The organism is Streptomyces aurantiacus JA 4570, assembly GCF_000414115.1.
GTDB lineage: Bacteria > Actinomycetota > Actinomycetes > Streptomycetales > Streptomycetaceae > Streptomyces > Streptomyces aurantiacus_A.
The window spans coordinates 1-16,342 of record NZ_AOPZ01000297.1; the positions used below are offsets into that span (position 1 = coordinate 1).

18 protein-coding genes and 1 pseudogene are annotated in these 16,342 nt (G+C 74.4%); 5 read left to right on the top strand and 14 right to left on the bottom strand.

All coding sequences use genetic code 11. The features are described from left to right. Positions 1–889 (top strand): diacylglycerol/lipid kinase family protein (locus tag STRAU_RS26235; protein WP_037661984.1); only part of this gene is annotated, 889 nt, incomplete at its 5' end. 67 nt (positions 890–956) lie between these two features. Further along, on the top strand, positions 957–1,784 hold the full coding sequence (locus STRAU_RS26240) for a methyltransferase domain-containing protein (protein ID WP_016643419.1): 828 nt from the start codon (positions 957–959) through the stop codon (positions 1,782–1,784). A 64-nt stretch (positions 1,785–1,848) separates the two neighbouring features. Here STRAU_RS26240 and STRAU_RS26245 read toward each other — a convergent pair whose 3' ends face one another. From STRAU_RS26245 to STRAU_RS26300, 12 genes are all read right to left on the bottom strand, one after another. Further along, on the bottom strand, positions 1,849–2,118 hold the full coding sequence (locus tag STRAU_RS26245) for a gas vesicle protein K (RefSeq protein ID WP_016643420.1): 270 nt from the start codon (positions 2,116–2,118) through the stop codon (positions 1,849–1,851). A gap of 12 nt (positions 2,119–2,130) precedes the next feature. Further along, positions 2,131–2,373 (bottom strand): gas vesicle protein, encoded by a 243-nt coding sequence (locus STRAU_RS26250; protein WP_016643421.1) that lies wholly within the window; start codon positions 2,371–2,373, stop codon positions 2,131–2,133. Beyond that, positions 2,370–3,188: a GvpL/GvpF family gas vesicle protein gene (locus tag STRAU_RS26255; RefSeq protein ID WP_016643422.1), complete on the bottom strand. Its 819-nt coding sequence runs from the start codon at positions 3,186–3,188 to the stop codon at positions 2,370–2,372. Before STRAU_RS26255 ends, STRAU_RS26250 begins: the two co-directional genes overlap by 4 nt. Next, complete coding sequence (locus STRAU_RS26260; RefSeq protein WP_016643423.1) at positions 3,178–3,573, bottom strand: gas vesicle protein; 396 nt, start codon at positions 3,571–3,573, stop codon at positions 3,178–3,180. The genes STRAU_RS26255 and STRAU_RS26260 overlap by 11 nt, the downstream gene beginning before the upstream one ends. After that, entirely contained in the window at positions 3,570–4,772 is a 1,203-nt protein-coding gene (locus STRAU_RS26265) for an SRPBCC family protein (RefSeq protein ID WP_037661985.1), read from the bottom strand. The genes STRAU_RS26260 and STRAU_RS26265 overlap by 4 nt, the downstream gene beginning before the upstream one ends. A gap of 755 nt (positions 4,773–5,527) precedes the next feature. Continuing rightward, positions 5,528–5,827 carry a gas vesicle protein GvpG gene (locus STRAU_RS26270; protein WP_016643425.1) on the bottom strand — a complete coding sequence of 100 codons (300 nt, stop codon included), beginning with the start codon at positions 5,825–5,827 and terminating at the stop codon, positions 5,528–5,530. Positions 5,828–5,869: 42 nt separating this feature from the next. Further along, the gene (locus STRAU_RS26275; RefSeq protein ID WP_016643426.1) at positions 5,870–6,628 is read right to left on the bottom strand and encodes a GvpL/GvpF family gas vesicle protein; all 759 of its coding nucleotides are present in this window, start codon (positions 6,626–6,628) and stop codon (positions 5,870–5,872) included. Beyond that, positions 6,625–7,059: a gas vesicle structural protein GvpA gene (locus tag STRAU_RS26280; RefSeq protein WP_016643427.1), complete on the bottom strand. Its 435-nt coding sequence runs from the start codon at positions 7,057–7,059 to the stop codon at positions 6,625–6,627. The genes STRAU_RS26275 and STRAU_RS26280 overlap by 4 nt, the downstream gene beginning before the upstream one ends. Before the next feature lie 54 nt (positions 7,060–7,113). Next, on the bottom strand, positions 7,114–7,434 hold the full coding sequence (locus STRAU_RS26285; protein WP_037661986.1) for a gas vesicle protein GvpO: 321 nt from the start codon (positions 7,432–7,434) through the stop codon (positions 7,114–7,116). Between the two features lie 103 nt (positions 7,435–7,537). Continuing rightward, the gene (gene ligD / locus STRAU_RS26290; protein WP_016643429.1) at positions 7,538–8,554 is read right to left on the bottom strand and encodes a non-homologous end-joining DNA ligase; all 1,017 of its coding nucleotides are present in this window, start codon (positions 8,552–8,554) and stop codon (positions 7,538–7,540) included. 72 nt (positions 8,555–8,626) lie between these two features. Further along, the gene (locus STRAU_RS26295; protein ID WP_078621482.1) at positions 8,627–10,582 is read right to left on the bottom strand and encodes a transketolase; all 1,956 of its coding nucleotides are present in this window, start codon (positions 10,580–10,582) and stop codon (positions 8,627–8,629) included. Positions 10,583–10,584: 2 nt separating this feature from the next. Beyond that, entirely contained in the window at positions 10,585–12,126 is a 1,542-nt protein-coding gene (locus STRAU_RS26300) for an NAD(P)/FAD-dependent oxidoreductase (RefSeq protein WP_016643431.1), read from the bottom strand. 270 nt (positions 12,127–12,396) lie between these two features. Here STRAU_RS26300 and STRAU_RS26305 point away from each other — a divergent pair, with 270 nt between their 5' ends. Next, the gene (locus STRAU_RS26305; protein WP_016643432.1) at positions 12,397–13,500 is read left to right on the top strand and encodes an enolase C-terminal domain-like protein; all 1,104 of its coding nucleotides are present in this window, start codon (positions 12,397–12,399) and stop codon (positions 13,498–13,500) included. Positions 13,501–13,646: 146 nt separating this feature from the next. On the opposite strand, the gene STRAU_RS39190 is transcribed toward STRAU_RS26305, so the two are convergent. Next, the gene (locus tag STRAU_RS39190; protein WP_016643435.1) at positions 13,647–14,237 is read right to left on the bottom strand and encodes a phage holin family protein; all 591 of its coding nucleotides are present in this window, start codon (positions 14,235–14,237) and stop codon (positions 13,647–13,649) included. Between the two features lie 124 nt (positions 14,238–14,361). On the opposite strand from STRAU_RS39190, the gene STRAU_RS26315 reads away from it, so the two are divergent. Together STRAU_RS26315 and STRAU_RS26320 are read left to right on the top strand one after the other, a co-directional pair. Continuing rightward, a complete protein-coding gene (locus tag STRAU_RS26315; protein ID WP_016643433.1) occupies positions 14,362–14,919 on the top strand; it encodes a hemerythrin domain-containing protein in 558 nt (185 codons plus the stop codon). 74 nt (positions 14,920–14,993) lie between these two features. Then, entirely contained in the window at positions 14,994–15,353 is a 360-nt protein-coding gene (locus tag STRAU_RS26320; protein WP_016643434.1) for a VOC family protein, read from the top strand. Between the two features lie 188 nt (positions 15,354–15,541). Here STRAU_RS26320 and STRAU_RS26325 read toward each other — a convergent pair. Then, positions 15,542–16,342: pseudogene (locus tag STRAU_RS26325) on the bottom strand (DUF5107 domain-containing protein); the annotation flags it as partial.

Genomic DNA, 16,342 nt, shown 5'->3' on the forward strand with positions numbered 1-16,342 from the left:
CGCCGAGGCCCCCGCCCTGCGCGGCGGGCGCGGCCTGGTCGTGGTCGCCAACAGCGGCGCGAAGACCTCCGACCGGGTGTCCGAACTGCTCGCCGTGCTGCCGCACGCCGAGGTGGTGACCTGCGAGCCGGCCGAGCTGCCCGCCGAGCTGGAGAAGGCCGCGGCCCGCGCCCGCGCGCTCGGCGTGTGCGGCGGCGACGGCACGGTCAACGCGGCGGCGACGGTCGCCGTGCGGCACGGCCTGCCCCTCGCGGTGCTGCCCGGCGGCACCCTCAACCACTTCGCGTACGACCTGGGGGTGGAGGAGGCCACCGAGCTGGCGCGCGCCGTGGAGACGGGCGACGCGGTCGCGGTGGACGTGGGCCGGTTCCGCTCGGCGGCCGGGGAAGGGTACTTCCTGAACACCTTCAGCCTCGGCGTCTACCCCGAGCTGGTGCGCGAACGCGAGCGGTGGTCGCACCGGATCGGCGGCTGGCCCGCGGGCGTGCTCGCCGCGGCCCACGTGCTGCGCGCCGACCGGCAGCCGCTGCGCGCCGAGTTCGGCGGCACCGAGCGGGCGCTGTGGCTGCTGTTCGCCGGGAACTGCGTGTACAACCGCCTGGGGCTCGCGCCCGCCCGGCGGTTCGACCTCGCCGACGGGCTGCTCGACGTACGCGTCGTGCACGGCGGCCGCAGGCCGGGCGCCCGGCTCCTGGCGGCGGCGCTCACCTCGCCGATCGAGCGCTCCCCCGTCCAGACCGCGGTCCGCCCGCGCCGCCTGCGCGTCGAGGGCCTCACGCCCGGCACGAAGGTCGCCTACGACGGCGAACTCGCCGACGCCGAGGGCGAGTTGGTGGTCGACAAGCTGCCGGAGGCGCTGGCGGTCTACCGGCCGTCACTGACCGCCTGACACCCGCGGTGCCCGCATCGTGAGATCGAGGTCTCACGATGCGGCACCGTCGGCGTACAGTGCGGCCATGTCGCAGCCGCAGCAGACCCACGCCGAGACCGCCGTCTACACGCACGGGCACCACGAGTCCGTGCTGCGCTCCCACACCTGGCGCACCGCCGCCAACTCCGCCGCGTACCTCCTCGGTTCGCTTCAGCCGCACTGGCGGATCCTGGACGTCGGCTGCGGTCCCGGCACCATCACCGCCGACCTGGCCGCACTGGTCCCGGACGGACACGTCACGGGCGTCGACCGCGCGCCCGGCATCCTGGAACGGGCCCGCGCCACGGCGGCCGGGCGCGGCCTGGACAACGTCACGTTCGCCGTCGACGACGTGCACGCGCTCGCCCACCCCGACGACTCGTTCGACGTCGTGCACGCCCACCAGGTGCTCCAGCACGTGGGCGATCCGGTGCGGGCCCTGCGGGAGATGCGCCGGGTGTGCCGCCCGGGCGGCGTCGTCGCCGTGCGCGAAAGCGACTACGAGGCGATGACCTGGTACCCGCGGGTGCCGGGCCTCGACGACTGGCTCGACCTGTACCGGCGGGTGGCGCGCGCCAACGGGGGCGAGCCGGACGCCGGGCGGCGCCTCAAGTCCTGGGCCCTGGAGGCGGGTTTCACGGACGTCACGTGCACCGCGGGCACCTGGTGCTACAGCACGCCCGAGGAACGGGCCTGGTGGAGCGGGCTGTGGGCGGACCGCACGGTCGCGTCCGAGTACGCGGGGCGGGCGCGGGCGGGCGGCCACGCGGACACGGAGCGGCTGGGGGCCGTCGCGGCGGCCTGGCGGGAGTGGGGGCGGTCGGAGGACGGCTGGTTCGCGGTACTGCACGGGGAGGCGCTGTGCCGGGTGTGAGGCCGGGGCGGGGTCTTGCAGGTGGTCTCGCAGGTGCGGAGCCGTACTGATACGGGCCGGGCGGTCACTCCCGGGGCAGCAGCGGGCCCAGCGGGCCGAGGTCCAGGTTCAGGTCCTCGGGCCGCAGCCCGTAGCGCTCGCGCAGGCGCGTCATGCGGTCCTCCAGGAGCATCAGCGTCATGCCGACCCGTTCCTCCTGGTCCTCCGTCAGCTCGCCGGAGTCGAAGCGGCGGATCGCCTGCCGCTCCATGAGCTGACGGAGGAGTTCGACGACGGTCAGGACGAGGGCGACGAGGTCGCGTTCCACGGTGTCGGGTTCGAGGTCCATCTCCATGACGCCTCCTGGTCACTCCGGGTCGGGCAGGTCGCGCGTCCTGGGCGACTCCGACGGGTCGCGGCCGTCGTCCACCGCCGCGAACGGCGACGGCACCTGCGCGTTGACCGCGCTGATCAGCGCCTTCAGGTCGATGCGGACGAGGTCCACGTCCGCGATCCGGCCCGCGAGGACCACCCCGCCGGCGAGGAGCCGGTCCAGCAGGTCGACGAGGGCGATCTCGCGCTGCGCGAAGGGGTCGACCGACGCCGTCACGGCGTCCCACCCGCCTCCGGCCCGTCCGGCCCGTCCGTGAAGGAGTACGCCGCCCACGGCCCGGTCACCTCCACGCGCAGCCCCGGCAGGGTGCCCTCGGCGCGGCCGATCAGCTCCAAGAACTCCTCCGACCGCGCACGCGGCACCAGATAGGCCGAGTTGAGGATGTTCCGGCCGGAGCCCGCTTCGGTGAGGGGCCCGCTCTGCACCGGGTGCAGCCGCGCGTCGGCGGCGTACCGGGCGAGGTCGCCGTGCAGCCGCCGCGTGAACACCTCGGCCCGCGCCGCGGACTCCTCGCGCGCCGCGTTCCCGGCCCGGCGCCGGCGCAGATAGTCCCGCCCCGACTCGGGCACGCGCCGCGGCTGCGCGGCGGACGGCTCCGGGCCACCGTCGGCGCCACCGGCACCGTCGCCGGAGTCGCCGAGCCACACCTTCACGCCCCACTCCACATGCCCGTCGATCCGGTCCAGGATCCGGCGCAGCCGCTCGGACTCGTCCTCCAGCATGGCGCGTACGCCGCTGTCGTCACGGAAGACCGTCGCGAGCCGCAGCGGCAGCGGGCAGGTCACGGTGGTCAGCGCGGCGACGACGCTCTGATGGGCGCGGGCCGTCGCCGCCAGCCAGTCGAGGTCCTCCAGGTGCGCGCGCAGCGGTTCGTGCGCGAAGTCCCGCTCGGGGACCGGGCTGACGACGGCCACCAGCCCCTCGTGGGCCAGCTGCCGCGGCGGCTCGCCGGCCACGCCCGTGAGGTCGGCGTGCAGCGGCGCGGCCAGCGGGCGGCACACGGCGTACACATAGCGCAGATCATCGGTCACGTTCACGTTCTCCTCGGCCGTCGTGCTGTTCGCCCCCGCCGCGGCGCTCGCCGTCGCCGGTGGCGTCGCCGCCTTCCGCGAGTTCACGTCGTTCCAGTTGCTCGACGCGGCGGCGCAGCTCCTCGTTCTCCCGCGCGAGCGCGGTGCGGCGCGCGCCGCTGGACAGGGCCGGGTCGTCCTCCCACCAGTCGATGCCCATCTCCTTCGCGCGCTCGACGGAGGCGACGACGAGCCGCAGCTTGATCGTGAGGAGCTCGATGTCGAGCAGGTTGATGCGGATGTCCCCGGCGATGACGATGCCCTTGTCCAGGACGCGTTCGAGGATGTCGGCCAGGTTGGAGCCGCCCTGCGGGTAGGGCTCGGGCAGTCGGCTCGCGGTCGTCATCGACGGCTCCGGCCGCCACCGGCCGAGGCGTACTCGTCGGCCTCATCGGGCTCGTCACGCTCGTCGGGCTCATCGAGCTCGCCGCGCTCATCGAGTTCGTCCGGCTCGTCCGGCTCGTCGCGCTCGTCGGGCTCTTCCGCCTCGTCCGCCTCGTCTTCGTACGGCTCGTCCTCTTCGTACGGGGCGTCGTCCTCGTACGAAGCCTCGTCCTCGTACGGACCCTCCTCGGCCTCGGCGTCGTGCTCGGCGTCCTCAGTGTTCTCGGGGTTCTCGGGGTTCTCGGCTTCCTCCTCCTCCGCGGTCACCTCGTCGTGGTCGCGCACCACCTCGCCGTCGCGGATCTCGCCGCGCCAGCCGTCGCTCGCCTCTCCTCGTATGGAGAGGTGCCGGGCGAAGTGCTTGAGGTCGAGGCGGGCCCTGCGGCCCTGGGCGCGCCAGATGTTGCCGGTCTTCTCGAACAGGCCCTTCGGGTAGTACTCGATGACGAGCAGGACCCGGGTCAGCTGCTCGCCCAGCGGGTGGAAGGTGACCACGCCCTTCGTGGTGCCCTTCGCGCCCTCCGACGTCCAGGCGATGCGCTGGTCCGGCACCTGCTCGGTGACGTGGGCCTTCCAGCTCCTGCTGGACCAGAAGACCTTGAGCTGCCAGTCGGAGTCCGTGTCGCCCGCCGCGGTGGCGCCCTTGACGCCCTTGGCGAAGGTGGAGAACTCCTGGAACTGCGTCCACTGGTCGTATGCCTCGCGCACCGGGACGCCGACGTCGACGTACTCCAGGATGACGGTGGGCTTCTGGCCGCCGCCGCCCTTCTTGCGCCGGCCGGTGGCGTTCCCCAGGGCGCCCTTGACCGAGTCCTTGAGGCGGCTGCCGCCCAGCTCGACGGCGCTGCGCAGCGGGCCCTTGCCCTCGGCGAGCTTGCGGCCGCCCTCCAGGGCGAGCTTGCCGAAGCCGGGGCTCTTGCCCTCCGCGATGTCGTTGAGCTTGACGGTGGTCTCGCCGAGCCTGCGGCCCACGCCGACGAGCAGGCGTTCGGCCTGCGCCATCAGATAGGCCCGCGCCTCGTCCTTCAGCCGGTCGGCGGCCGGGCCGTGGGCGACGGCGCTCAGCGGGTTGGAGGCGCCGGAGTCCCGGTCGCGGCTCTCGTTCCCGTCGTCGCCGCGGGTGCCGGTGGCCTCGCGGGTGTCCGTACGCGTGTCAGCCATCGTCGCCTCCCCTCGCGCGGGCGGTCTTCTTGGCGGTGCTCCGTTTCTGCGCGGTACTCCGCTTCTGTGTGCCGCCGCTCCGCTGCGTGGTGCCGCGCGAACCCTGGGCCTTCTGCCCGGCGCGGGAGCCGGAGCTGCCGGAGCCGGTACTGCTGGAGCGGGTACTGCTGGAGCGGGTACGGTACTGCTGGAGCGGGTACTGCTGGAGCGGGTACTGCGGGAGCCAGAACTGGCGGAGCCACTGCTGCGAGAGCCGCTGCCCGAGGCGGTGCTCTTCTTGCCGCCCCCTCGGGAGGCGGTCGCGCTCTTCCCGGCGCTCCGGGCCGCGGCCGTCGTCTTCTTCGCCGCCGAACCCGCCTTCCCCGCACCGGACTTGCCCGCGTCGGCCGTGCCCTCACCGGCGCCCTTGGCTTTGTCGGTCACCTCGTCCGGGTCCGGAACGGCGCCCGATATCCGGTCCCGCACGTCCAGGGTGCGGTCGTGCAGCCGGTCGGCCAGACCTTCGAGCTGCCGGTCGAGGAGCGAGCCGGTCGCGGCCTTGCCGACACCTCGCAGATCCTCCTTGAGCCGGCCCCCGATCTCCTTGAACTGCGGGTTGTTCTCCAGCTGCTGCGTCACCGCGCGGGCGAGCGCGCCGGGGCTGAGCTGAAGTCTGCGGCCCGCCACCATGGTGCCGACGGCGAAGGCGAGTTTCGCCTTCTTCGTGCGCCCGAGGAGATACCCCGCACCCACGGCGAGGCCCACTGCCATTCGTTTCATGACGTTCCTGTCCTGCCTGTGCCGGCTGTCGTTTCGTCCGTCCGCCCGTCCGCCGGTGCCACGTCGCCGACAGGGCCGTGGCCGAGGCGGGCGAGGAGTTCGTCCTCGCGGCGGTCGAACTCGGTCTCGTCGATCTCGCCCGCCTCCAACCGCTCGGTGAGCAGCGCGAGTTCCTTGCGGACGGCCGAGGGGTCGTAGTACTGGCGCTCCGCCTCCGCGACCACCTGCCGGAGCACCCACAGGGTGCCCCGGGCAGGGGCCAGCGGCAGGGCGAGCACTTCACCGATGAGCCCCATGACGGGTCCTCACCTCCTCAGCGCCTCGCCGTGCGCCGTGCCTCACCGCACACTCGCCGCGTCCTCGGCGGGCTGCGCGGGGCCGGGGTCGACGAAGCTGTACGGGGGCAGCGGTCCGTGCACGGTCAGCTCCAAGTGGGGCTGCTCCTTGCGGAGTTCCTCGACGGCGGCGACGAAACCCGCGGCCGCCTCGCGGCGCACCAGGAACGACACGTTGGCGAGCCAGCCCGTGCCCTCGGGGCCGACGCTCACGGCCTCCGCGCACGGCTCCAGGGCGCGGCGCACCTCGACGCCGTCGCTCTCCTCGCGCGCCCGCACGGCCGCGGTGACCTGCTCGCCCAGGCGCAGCTTCTGCTCGTAACTGCCGCCGCCCGCGGCGCGGTTGGCCTCGACCATGGCGCGCAGCTCGGGGCTCTCGGCCAGCACCTGGTGCAGCACGGCCTGCTCGTCGTGGGCGGCCTTGACGTTGTACTCGGCCTTGCCCTCGAGTGCGTTCAGCCGCTCCTCGTAGTGGTCGGCGAGCTCGGCGAGCACCGCGACGACGGCCTCGTCGTCCTGCGCGAGGCTGCCGAAGCGCATCGGCAGGACCGCGCCGCCCGCGCCCGCCTCGTCCAGGACGCTCTGGTGGGCGAGCAGGTCGCGCCGCTTGGGACGCAGGTCCTCGGGGCTGTCGGAGACGATCGCGGCGAGCTTGCCGTGCCGCACCACGCGTACCTTGCGCTCCGGTTCGCCGATGCCGCCCATGCCCTCCGGCAGGGCCGGGTGCGTGGTGGCCGCGATGCCGTAGATGTAGGTGGTCATTCCTGGTCCTCCTTCCGGCTGCGGGACGACGCGCGCCGGGCGCGCGGACGGGCCGGCTCCTCCTCGCCGCGGCCCTCGTCGCGGGCCTGCCGGAAGGCGTCGGAAATGGTCTCGGCGGCGCCGGAGAGCGCGCCCTTGGACTTGCCGCGCGCACCGGACTCGGTGACCTCGCCGACGAGGTCGGGCAGGCCCGGGTCCTTGCGCGGGCCCGCCTCCAGGTCGAGGCGGTTGCACGCCTCGGCGAACCGCAGATAGGTGTCGACGCTCGCGACGACGACCCGCACGTCGATCTTCAGGATCTCGATGCCGACGAGCGAGACACGCACGAAGGCGTCGATCACCAGGCCGCGGTCGAGTATGAGTTCGATGACGTCGTACAGGCCGCTGGTGCCGCCTGCGCCGCCGGTCTGTTGTGCTGGGACGACGGTCATGCCGACCGGTCCTCCTTGCCTTGGGTGTCTGGTGTGTTCAGGTCGTGCCCGGGTTCAGCCGCCCGCCCTCGGCGGGTCGGCGCGGCCGCGTTCGTAGCGGCGCACCCGTCGGTACCCGGTGAGCTCACCGCGCGGATTCAGGGTCACGGCATAGGTCGCGAGCAGGCTCATCGTGTCCGGCACGCGGGCCAGTTCGAGGACCTCCACCGCCAACTCCCAGCCGTCGTCGGTGCGTTCGAAGGACGACACGTTCTCGGCCGTCATGCCGGTGAGTTCCGCCAGTTGCTCACGCGCCTGGCGCAGCACGGCGACGGGGCCGGGCAGGTCGTCGGATTCGGCTTTCGTCTTGTTCTCCTTGCGGGACGACTGCGTCATGGGCACCTCCTGGTCCGAGTGACCCGGCACGCCTTGGCCAAACCTGTGCGGCGCGCCCGCCGACACCTGTGCGGCGCGCCCGCCGACGGTGCTCGCCGGGCGCTCAAGTGCCGCGCAGCGCCCGCAGTTTGCGGCGCGCCGGACCGAGGGCGCGGGGCGAGCGCAGCAGCCCGGCCCAGGGGTCGGTGCGGGCCTGTTCCAGGGCGTCGGCGACGGTCCAGCGCGCGGCGTGTGTGCCGGGGTCGTCGAGCTGTTCCCAGGCGAGCGGCACCGCCACCGGCGCGCCGGGGCGGGCGCGCACGGAGAACGGGGCCACGGCGGTCTGCGCGTAGGCGTTGCGCTGCACGTCCAGGTAGAGGCGGCCGCCGCGGTCCTTCTTGCGGGCGGCCGTGGTCAGCTCGTCGGGGCGGGACTCGGCGAGCAGCGCGGCGACCTCCTTGGCGAAGTCGCGTACGTCGTCGACGTGGTGCCGGCCGTTCAGCGGCACGATCACGTGCAGGCCGCGCGAGCCGGTGGTCATCAGGGCGGACGGCAGGCCCACCTGGTCGAGGAGTTCGCCGAGCAGCCGGGCCGCGTCGCGCACCGCGCCGAACACGTCCTGCGGGGCGCCGTCCTTGGCCGGGTCCAGGTCGAACACCATCCGGTCGGGCCGGTCGATCCGGCCGACCCGGGACAGCCAGCGGTGCAGGGTCACGCATGCCTGGTCGGCGAGGTAGAGCAGGGTGGCGCTGTCGTCGCACACGGTGTGGGTGACGGTGCCGCCCTCCTTGGGCACCTCGGCGCGGGTGATCCAGTCCGGATAGTGGTCCGGGGTGTCCTTCTGCATGAACATCGGGCCGGGTACGCCGTCGGGGTGCCGCTCCAGCATCAGCGGGCGGCCCCGCAGATGGGGCAGCATGAAGGGGGCGACGGACCGGTAGTAGTCGGCGAGGTCGCCCTTCGTGCAGCCGTGTCCCTCGTCGCCGTCCTGCGCGCGCCCGCCCGCCTCGCCGCCTCTCTTCCCGCGCCCGCGTGCCCCGCCCGCGCCGTCACCTCCCTCCGGGGGCAGCAGGACCTTGTCGGGCCGGTGCACCTCCACGGTGCGGCGGCCTGCTCGCACCTTGCGTGCCGTGGTCGTCATCGCGTCTCCTCACTCGTCGCTCGTCCCCCCTCCCCCCCTCGCACGGCCTCCCTCACCCAGCCGCTCCGGGGCTCACGGCACCACGCGTTCCACGAGGAGCCGCACCGCGGCCGCGATGGACTCCGCGTCGATGCCGGCGGCCCGGAGCTGCTCGGCGGGCGACGCCGAGCCGGGCATGCCGGTCACGGCGAGGCGGACCAGGCGGGGCACGGGGCTTCCGTCGCCGAACGCGTCGAGCACGGCGTCGCCGAGGCCGCCCTCCTGACGGTGGTCCTCGACGGTGAGCAGACAGCCCGTGCTCTCCGCGGCCTCGCGCAGCGTGTTCCGGTCGACGGGTTTCACCGAGTACAGATCGATGACGCGTACGGGGATGCCGACGCCGTCGAGGGTGTCGGCGGCGGCCAGCGCCTCGTGGACGGTCGTGCCGGCGGCCACGACGGTGAGCCGGTCGTCCCCGGAGGAACGCAGCACCTTGGACCCGCCGACGGGGAACTCCTCGTCGGGGCCGTACAGGACGGGCGTCGCCCCGCGCGAGGTCCGCAGATAGCGCACCCCGTCGAGGTCGGCCATGGCGGCGACCAGGCGCGCGGTCTGGTTGGCGTCGCAGGGGTAAAGCACCGTCGAGCCGTGCACGGCCCGGAACATCGCCAGGTCCTCCAGACCCATCTGCGAAGGCCCGTCCTGGCCGATCGCGACACCGGCGTGCGAGCCGACGAGGTTGATGCCGGCGCCGCCGATCGCCGCCATCCGTACGAAGTCGTGGGCGCGGGTGAGGAACGCCGCGAACGACGAGGCGTACGGCACCCAACCGCGCGTCGCGAGGCCGACGGCGGCGGCGACCATCTGCTGTTCGGCGATGTAGCACTCGAAGAACCGGTCGGGGTGCTCCTTGGCGAAGTACTCGGCGCGGGTGGAGTCGCCGACCTCGCCGTCCAGGGCCACCACGTCGCCGCGGGCCGAGCCGAGCGCGGTGAGCGCCTGCCCGAAGGCGTCGCGGGTGGCGGTCTCGGTGCCCGTCTCGTAGCGCGGCAGCTCCAGGTGCCCGCTGCGCGTCGCGCGCAACGTCCGTGCCGCCGGGGGCGCTTGGACGTCGACCCGGACCCGGCGGGCGCCGCCGAGCTCGCGGACCGCCGCGTCGGCGTCGGGCAGCGGCTTGCCGTGCAGGCCCTCGCGGTTCTCGGCTGCGGCGACGCCCCTGCCCTTGACGGTGCGGGCGAGGATCGCGGTGGGGCGGCCCGCGGTGGACCGGGCCTCGTGGCAGGCGCGGTCGAGCGCCTCGGTGTCGTGCCCGTCGGCCTGCACGACGTGCCAGCCGAAGGCGGCCAGGCGGCGCTCGTAGGCGTCGAGATCCCACTCGTGCCGGGTGGGGCCGCGCTGGCCGAGCCGGTTCACGTCGACGATCAGGGTGAGGTTGTCGAGGCGTTCGTACGCGGCGTGCTCGGCGGCCTCCCACACGGCGCCCTCGGCCAGCTCGCTGTCGCCGCACAGCACCCACACGCGGTACGGGATGCGGTCGAGCCGCTTGCCGGACAGCGCCATGCCGACGCCGACGCCGAGCCCCTGCCCGAGCGAGCCGGTGGCGACCTCGACCCACGGCAGCCGCCGCGGCGTGGGGTGCCCCTCCAGGCGGCTGCCGTGCGCGCGGAAGGTGAGCAGCTCCTCGTCGGTGACCACGCCCGCCGCCTTGTACGCGGCGTACAGCAGCGGCGAGGCATGCCCCTTGGACAGCACGAACCGGTCGTTGCCGGGATGGTCGGGGCGCGCGAAGTCGTACTGCAGGTGCCGGGCCAGGAGCACCGCCATCACATCGGCCGCCGACATCGACGAGGTCGGATGCCCCGACCCGGCGGCGTCCGCGGCCCGCACGGAGTCGACGCGCAACTGCTGGGCGAGTTCGTGAAGCCGGCCGCGCTCGCGACTGCCGGCGGCGCCTGGGCTGTCGGCGGCGCCGGTGTGCTCGGGACCGCCCGCGCGGTCGGGGTCCTCCGGCCCTCCCGGGCCGCCGCCGTAGGGGGTGCTGTCCGCCATCGTCACTCCTCCGTCTGCTTGGGCTGCTTCGTCGGCCCCGGCCGGTCCGGCCGTTCCGTATGCTCCGCCCGCTCCGGCGGTTTCGCCTGTTCCGTCTGCTTCGGTTGCTCCGTCTGCTGCGGCTCCTCCGCCTTCCGCGCCGTCTGCGGCTCGGGCAGGTCGTGCGGCTGCTCCGGCTCGGGCAGGTCGTGTGGCTGCTCCGACCCGGGCGGATCGTGCGGCTCCGGGGTCGCGCTCCTGTCGGCCGTTCGTTCCGGTGCCCCGGCCACCCGCGCGACCTCCGGTGACGCGGTGTCCAGCGGTACCGACCAGGACCGCACCAGCCCCAACTGCACGCCCTGGCGCGGCAGTGCCGCGTCCAGGAGCCAGTCGGCGGCGACCCGCACGCGGTTGCCGGGCATCGCGGCCAGGTGGTAGCCGCGGGTGACGGCCCCGGCGATCGGGCCGGACAGCGGGACGCCCAGCGGGTTGGCCGCGCCGCTCACGCCGCCGAGGTCGACGGTGAAGCCCAGGTCGTGGTGGCGGTAGGAGCGCCGTTTGCCGAGGCCGAGCGAGGCGGCGACGTTGTGGCCCGCGACCTTGCCCTGCCGCCAGGCGTGCTGCGCGGTCATCGCCGTGTACTGGCCGGGCTTGGCCAGGTCGGGCACGGCGGCCGCGTCGCCGCAGGCGAACACCTCGGGGTGGCCGGGCACGTTGAGGAACGGGTCGACGAGCAGCCGCCCGCGCTCCAGCGGACTGCCGATCCCGGCGACGAGCGGATCGGGCCGCACCCCCACGCACCACATCAGCGTGCGCGTGGGCACGAACTCGCCGTCGTCGAGGAGCACGCCGTCACCGGTCGCCTCCTTCACGGAGGTCCCCGTGCGGACGTCCACACCGCGCCGCCGCAGGACCCGGTCCGCGGTGCCGGACAGCCTGCGGTCCAGCTCGGGCAGCACGCGCGGGGCGATGTCGAGCAGCACCCAGCGCGGCTCGATACCGGCCCGCAGGGGCTGGCGCCGCACCAGGGACCGGGTGAACAGCTCCCCGTGCGCGGCGACCTCGACGCCCGTGTAGCCGGCGCCGGCCACGACGAAGGTGCAGCGCGCCCGGCACGTCTCGGCGTCGTCGGCCGTGGCGGCGAGCTCGATCTGCCGCGTCACGTGGTCGCGCAGGTACAGCGCCTCCGGCAGCCCGCGGAAACCGTGCGCGTGCTCGGCGACCCCGGGCACGGGCAGCAGCTTGTTGACGCTGCCGACGGCCAGCACGAGGCGGTCGTACGACAGCTCGCCGCGGTCGCCCTCGGGGCCGGTGAAGCCCACGGTGCGGCGCGCCAGGTCGATGCCGTCGGCCTCACCGAGCACGAGGCGTACGTGGCGCAGCGCGCCCGCGAGCGAGACGGTGACGCGGCGCGGTTCGAGGACGCCCGCGGCGACCTGCGGCAGCAGCGGCAGGTACAGGAAGTAGTCGGTGGGCTTGAGCAGGGTGATGTCGGCCCGGCGGCGGGTCAGCCGCGACAGGGTGCGGGCGGCCTGGAACCCCGCGAAGCCGGCGCCGACGATCACGACGTGGGGGCGGCTGGCAGTTCGGCTCACAGTGTGCCTCCGGCATGGTCCGGTACGTCCGGTGTGTTCCGGCACGGAACTCCCGCGTGCCCGGGGCCGCCGAGGTGAAACGCCTGCCGTTTGCGGCCACGTCTTCGGGTTACCCGGCCCGTACGCCGTCCGGCGGCGCCGCGCGGGCCCGTCGGCGGTGCCCCCGGCGCCGCTCGTCGGACCCGCCCCGATCCCTCTCGCAGCGACTCCGCGGTGCGTCCGCGGTGGAAGGCGCGCCCCATGGCCGAGTCCGGATACGTCCGTGTGGAGCCGCCGGCCGTGTCGGCGTACACGATCCCGGCGGACGCGCCGGAGGCCGACGGCACGTTCGCCTGGGACACGACGACGATCGTCGTCGCGGAGGTCACCGCGGGCGACGCGACCGGCACCGGCTGGACCTACGCGCCCGCGGCCACCGTCGACCTCGTCCGGGAACAGCTCACGCCCGTCCTGACGGGGCGTGACGCCTTCGGCATCCCCGCGACGCACGACGCGCTGACGAAGGCGGTGCGCGACATCGGCCGCCCGGGCCTGGCGTGCCGCGCCATCTCGGCCCTGGACATCGCCCTGTGGGACCTCAAGGCCCGGCTGCTCGAAGTGCCGCTGGTGCGGCTGCTCGGCGCGGCCCGCGACGACGTGCCGGTGTACGGCAGCGGCGGCTTCACGACGTACCACGACACGCATCTGGCGGCGCAGCTCAACGGCTGGGTGCACGGTCAGTCCATCCCGCGCGTCAAGATCAAGATCGGCGAGGGCTGGGGGCGGGCGGCGGCCCGCGACGTGGCGCGGGTGCGCACGGCACGCGATGTCATCGGCCGGCAGGCCGAGTTGTACGTCGACGCGGGCGGCGCGTACACCCGCAAGCAGGCGGTGCGCATCGGGCGGGTGCTCGCCGAGCACGGCGTGGGCTGGTTCGAGGAGCCGGTGTCGTCGGACGACCTGCGGGGGCTCTCACTGGTGCGCGACGCGCTGGTCTGCGACGTCGCGGCGGGCGCGTACGGCTGCGACCTCGCCTACTTCGCCCGGATGGTCCCCGCCGTCGACTGCCTCCAGGCCGACGCCACCCGCTGCGGCGGTCTCACCGAGTGGCTGCGCGCCGCCGCGCTCGCCCAGGCGCACGGCCTGGAGATGTCGGCGCGCGGCGCCCCGCACGCGCACGCGGCGGTCGCGGCCTGCGTGCCGAATCTGCGGCACGTGGAGTGGTACCACGACCACGTCCGCATCGAGTCGATGTTCTTCGACGGCGCCCTGGACCCGACCGGCGGCACCGTCCGCCCGGACGGCGGCACGGGCCACGGCCTGCTGCTGCGCACGCCGGACGTGGAGGAGTACCGGGTCGCCTGAGAGGGGCGGAGCCCTGCAGGCTCCCGCCCGCACCGTGCGTCCTGCCCTCCGACCGACCGGACGCCCACCGCGTCGGCACGGACGGCCGGGCGGTGGGCGAGATCGCCGCGGAGGCGATCAGGCGGGTGGGCTGGGCGCCCGTCGCGTCACCGCATGGGCGGGCCGGGGGGTTTGGGGGCGCCGGACGGCGGGACCGACGGGAAGTCGGCGGTGCCGCCGGCGGGGGCGGCGGGGGTTTCGACGGGCGGGGTGGTGGGGGTCGCCGCCGGAGCCGGGGTGGGGGCCGCTGCCGGGGTTGCCGTGGCCGCCGCCGTCGGAGGTGCTGTCGGAGCCGCCGTCGGGGCGTTCGCGGGGGCCGGGGGCGTGCGGACCTCGGGGGCCTCGCGGGTGTCCCGGGACGGCCGGGCCGCGTTGCGCATCATGACCGCGGCGACGGCGAGCAGAGCCGTCACGATCAGCGCGGCCGCCCAGCCGGGCAGGCCGAGCGCGATGACCAGGCCGAGGGTGAGCGCGGCCGCGGCGCCCGCGTACAGGGCGACGGCGCCGGACGAGGCGTACAGAGCGGCCTTGCGGCGCTGCTTCCGCGCCACATCGGACAGCTCCGCGCGGAGTTCCTCGCGCAGTTCCGTGCGCAGCGACTCCCGCAGGGACTGGCGCACCGCGTCGTGGACGACCTGCGCCAGCGCGTCACCCAGCGTCTTGTCCTGCAGCGGCACGTTCTTGTCCTGGACCGGCATGTTCTCGTCCTTCCTGTCCGAAACGGTGGGAGCGGACGGGTACCCGCCGCTTCCGCCGCGTAACGGCCGGCGGGCCGGGTACCCGGGCGGTCCGCACCGAGACTCCAGTGGGAGGAAGAAGAGGATGACCGAGCGCAACGACGTCGTCGAGCTGCTGAAGGCGCAGCACGCGACGATCCGTGAACTGCTCGACCAGGTGGCGGCCACCAAGGGCGAAGAGCGGAAGCACTCCTTCCAGCAGCTCGTCCGGCTTCTCGCGGTGCACGAGACCGCCGAGGAGGAGGTCGTCCATCCCTTTGCCCGCAGGAACATCGACGGCGGCGAACTCGTCGTCGCCGACCGGATCAAGGAAGAGGAAGGCGCCAAGGCGGCGCTGGCGCGGCTCGAGGACCTGGACCCGGACTCCCCCGAGTTCCTGGACCAGTTCGCGGCGCTGCGCCAGGACGTGCTCGCGCACGCGGACGCCGAGGAGCGGTACGAGTTCGCCCACCTCCGCCAGGTCTCCGACCGCAAGAAGCTGGAGAACCTGGCGGTGGCGGTCCGGGCGGCGGAATCCGTGGCGCCGACGCGGCCGCACCCCGGGACGGACACCGCGGCCAAGAATGTCGCGGTGGGCCCGGTGGCGTCACTCGTGGACCGTACGCGGGACGCGATCCGCAAGGCCACGGGCCGCGGCGCGTGAACGTCGCGTGAGCGGGCGTGTGAGGTCGGTCGAAACGATCTCCTGTCCCGGCGGCGCCAACTAGGCTCGTCCCCATGGACATCCTGGGAACCGTGCTGCGTGTCTGCGTCAGGGACTTGGAGGCTTCCGTCGCGTTCTACGAACAGCTGACGGGCAGCACAGCGATGCGCTTCGAGCGGGGCGGCGTGTCCGTCGCCTCGGTCGGGTGCTTTCTGCTCATGAGCGGGCCGGAGGCGGAGCTGGAAGTGCTCCGCAAGGTGGCCGCGACGATCGCCGTCAAGGACGTCGACGAGGCGCACGCGACGCTGACCGCGTCCGGTGCCCACATCGTCGCCGGGCCACTGCCTACGCCCGCCGGGCGCAACCTCATCGCGATGCATCCCGACGGCGCGGTCTTCGAGTACGTCGACCGCAACGCACCCGGCACATCCTGATCCCCGGCAACCGCCCCGCCGCTCCGCGGCGGGGTTTCCCACCCACCCGTGACCGTCGGCCCCGGCCTCGGGCCCGATCCCGCCGTGAGCGACCGCCCGCCGTCCCTGCCGTGGGCAGTCGTTCCGCAGGGCGGAACGGGTGGGCACAGCCCACGACTACGGCACCCGTCATGTTCGGGAAGGGCTCCCTACGGCCGCATCCGGAAGTCGTACCTCGCGGGCAACGGCTCCGAGCCGGCAACCGAGGCCCACAGCTCCCCCAGCGCCTCGTCCCCCTCCCGGAGGTCCGCGACCTCGAACCCCTCCTCGAACACGCCCCGCGCAGCGGCGACATCGCCCTCCGCGAGGAGCAGCTGAGCCTCGAGCAGCCGGAACCGCCCGGACGCCCGCGTCCGCGCATGCACCCGCTCCCACACCCCACGGGCCACCGCGCACCGCCCCGCAGCCAGCAGCGCACCCATCGCCTCACGCCCGAGCGCGGCCGTCACCCCGCCCCACACGACCCCGTCGTCCCGCCGCTCCGCGCACAGGTCGTCGAAAGCCTCCGCATAGCGGTCCGCGGCCCGCTCGACGTGCCCGGACTCCTGGTCGGCCACCGCCAGGCACCGCAGCAGCGGCCAGCGCGACGGCGCGAGTTCGAGCCCCCGCTCCCAGCTCCGTACCGCCTGCGCCAGGTCCCCGGCGTGCCACTGCGCCACGCCCAAGTGGTACTCGGCGACCGGCCGCGCGGGCGCGGTCTCCAGCATGTCCCGCCAGTGCCGGGCGACCAGCGTGGGCCCGGGCGGCCCCACCCGCCGGGGCTCCGGCACGGCCCCGCTGTGCAGCAGCTCCAGCCACGGCTCCTGCTCGGCCCCGAGCGTGGACTCGGGGAACGGTGTCCCCGGCAACTTGCACTGCGCGCGCAGCACTTCGAGGGCGCCCCACCCCGACCCGACGGCGAGCACCTCCCCCGGCTCGGTGTCGGCCCACCCCCGCCACACCTCGTACGC

Bases quoted from the DNA above. Each gene is read 5' to 3' on its own strand.
- ligD (WP_016643429.1), bottom strand. From the start codon at position 8,554: ATGACGACCACGGCACGCAAGGTGCGAGCAGGCCGCCGCACCGTGGAG.
- STRAU_RS26270 (WP_016643425.1), bottom strand. From the start codon at position 5,827: ATGGGGCTCATCGGTGAAGTGCTCGCCCTGCCGCTGGCCCCTGCCCGG.
- STRAU_RS26245 (WP_016643420.1), bottom strand. From the start codon at position 2,118: ATGGAGATGGACCTCGAACCCGACACCGTGGAACGCGACCTCGTCGCC.
- STRAU_RS26285 (WP_037661986.1), bottom strand. From the start codon at position 7,434: ATGACGCAGTCGTCCCGCAAGGAGAACAAGACGAAAGCCGAATCCGAC.
- STRAU_RS26240 (WP_016643419.1), top strand. From the start codon at position 957: ATGTCGCAGCCGCAGCAGACCCACGCCGAGACCGCCGTCTACACGCAC.
- STRAU_RS26275 (WP_016643426.1), bottom strand. From the start codon at position 6,628: ATGACCACCTACATCTACGGCATCGCGGCCACCACGCACCCGGCCCTG.
- STRAU_RS26295 (WP_078621482.1), bottom strand. From the start codon at position 10,582: ATGGCGGACAGCACCCCCTACGGCGGCGGCCCGGGAGGGCCGGAGGAC.
- STRAU_RS26260 (WP_016643423.1), bottom strand. From the start codon at position 3,573: ATGACGACCGCGAGCCGACTGCCCGAGCCCTACCCGCAGGGCGGCTCC.
- STRAU_RS26320 (WP_016643434.1), top strand. From the start codon at position 14,994: ATGGACATCCTGGGAACCGTGCTGCGTGTCTGCGTCAGGGACTTGGAG.
- STRAU_RS26265 (WP_037661985.1), bottom strand. From the start codon at position 4,772: ATGGCTGACACGCGTACGGACACCCGCGAGGCCACCGGCACCCGCGGC.
- STRAU_RS26315 (WP_016643433.1), top strand. From the start codon at position 14,362: ATGACCGAGCGCAACGACGTCGTCGAGCTGCTGAAGGCGCAGCACGCG.
- STRAU_RS26305 (WP_016643432.1), top strand. From the start codon at position 12,397: ATGGCCGAGTCCGGATACGTCCGTGTGGAGCCGCCGGCCGTGTCGGCG.
- STRAU_RS39190 (WP_016643435.1), bottom strand. From the start codon at position 14,237: ATGCCGGTCCAGGACAAGAACGTGCCGCTGCAGGACAAGACGCTGGGT.
- STRAU_RS26280 (WP_016643427.1), bottom strand. From the start codon at position 7,059: ATGACCGTCGTCCCAGCACAACAGACCGGCGGCGCAGGCGGCACCAGC.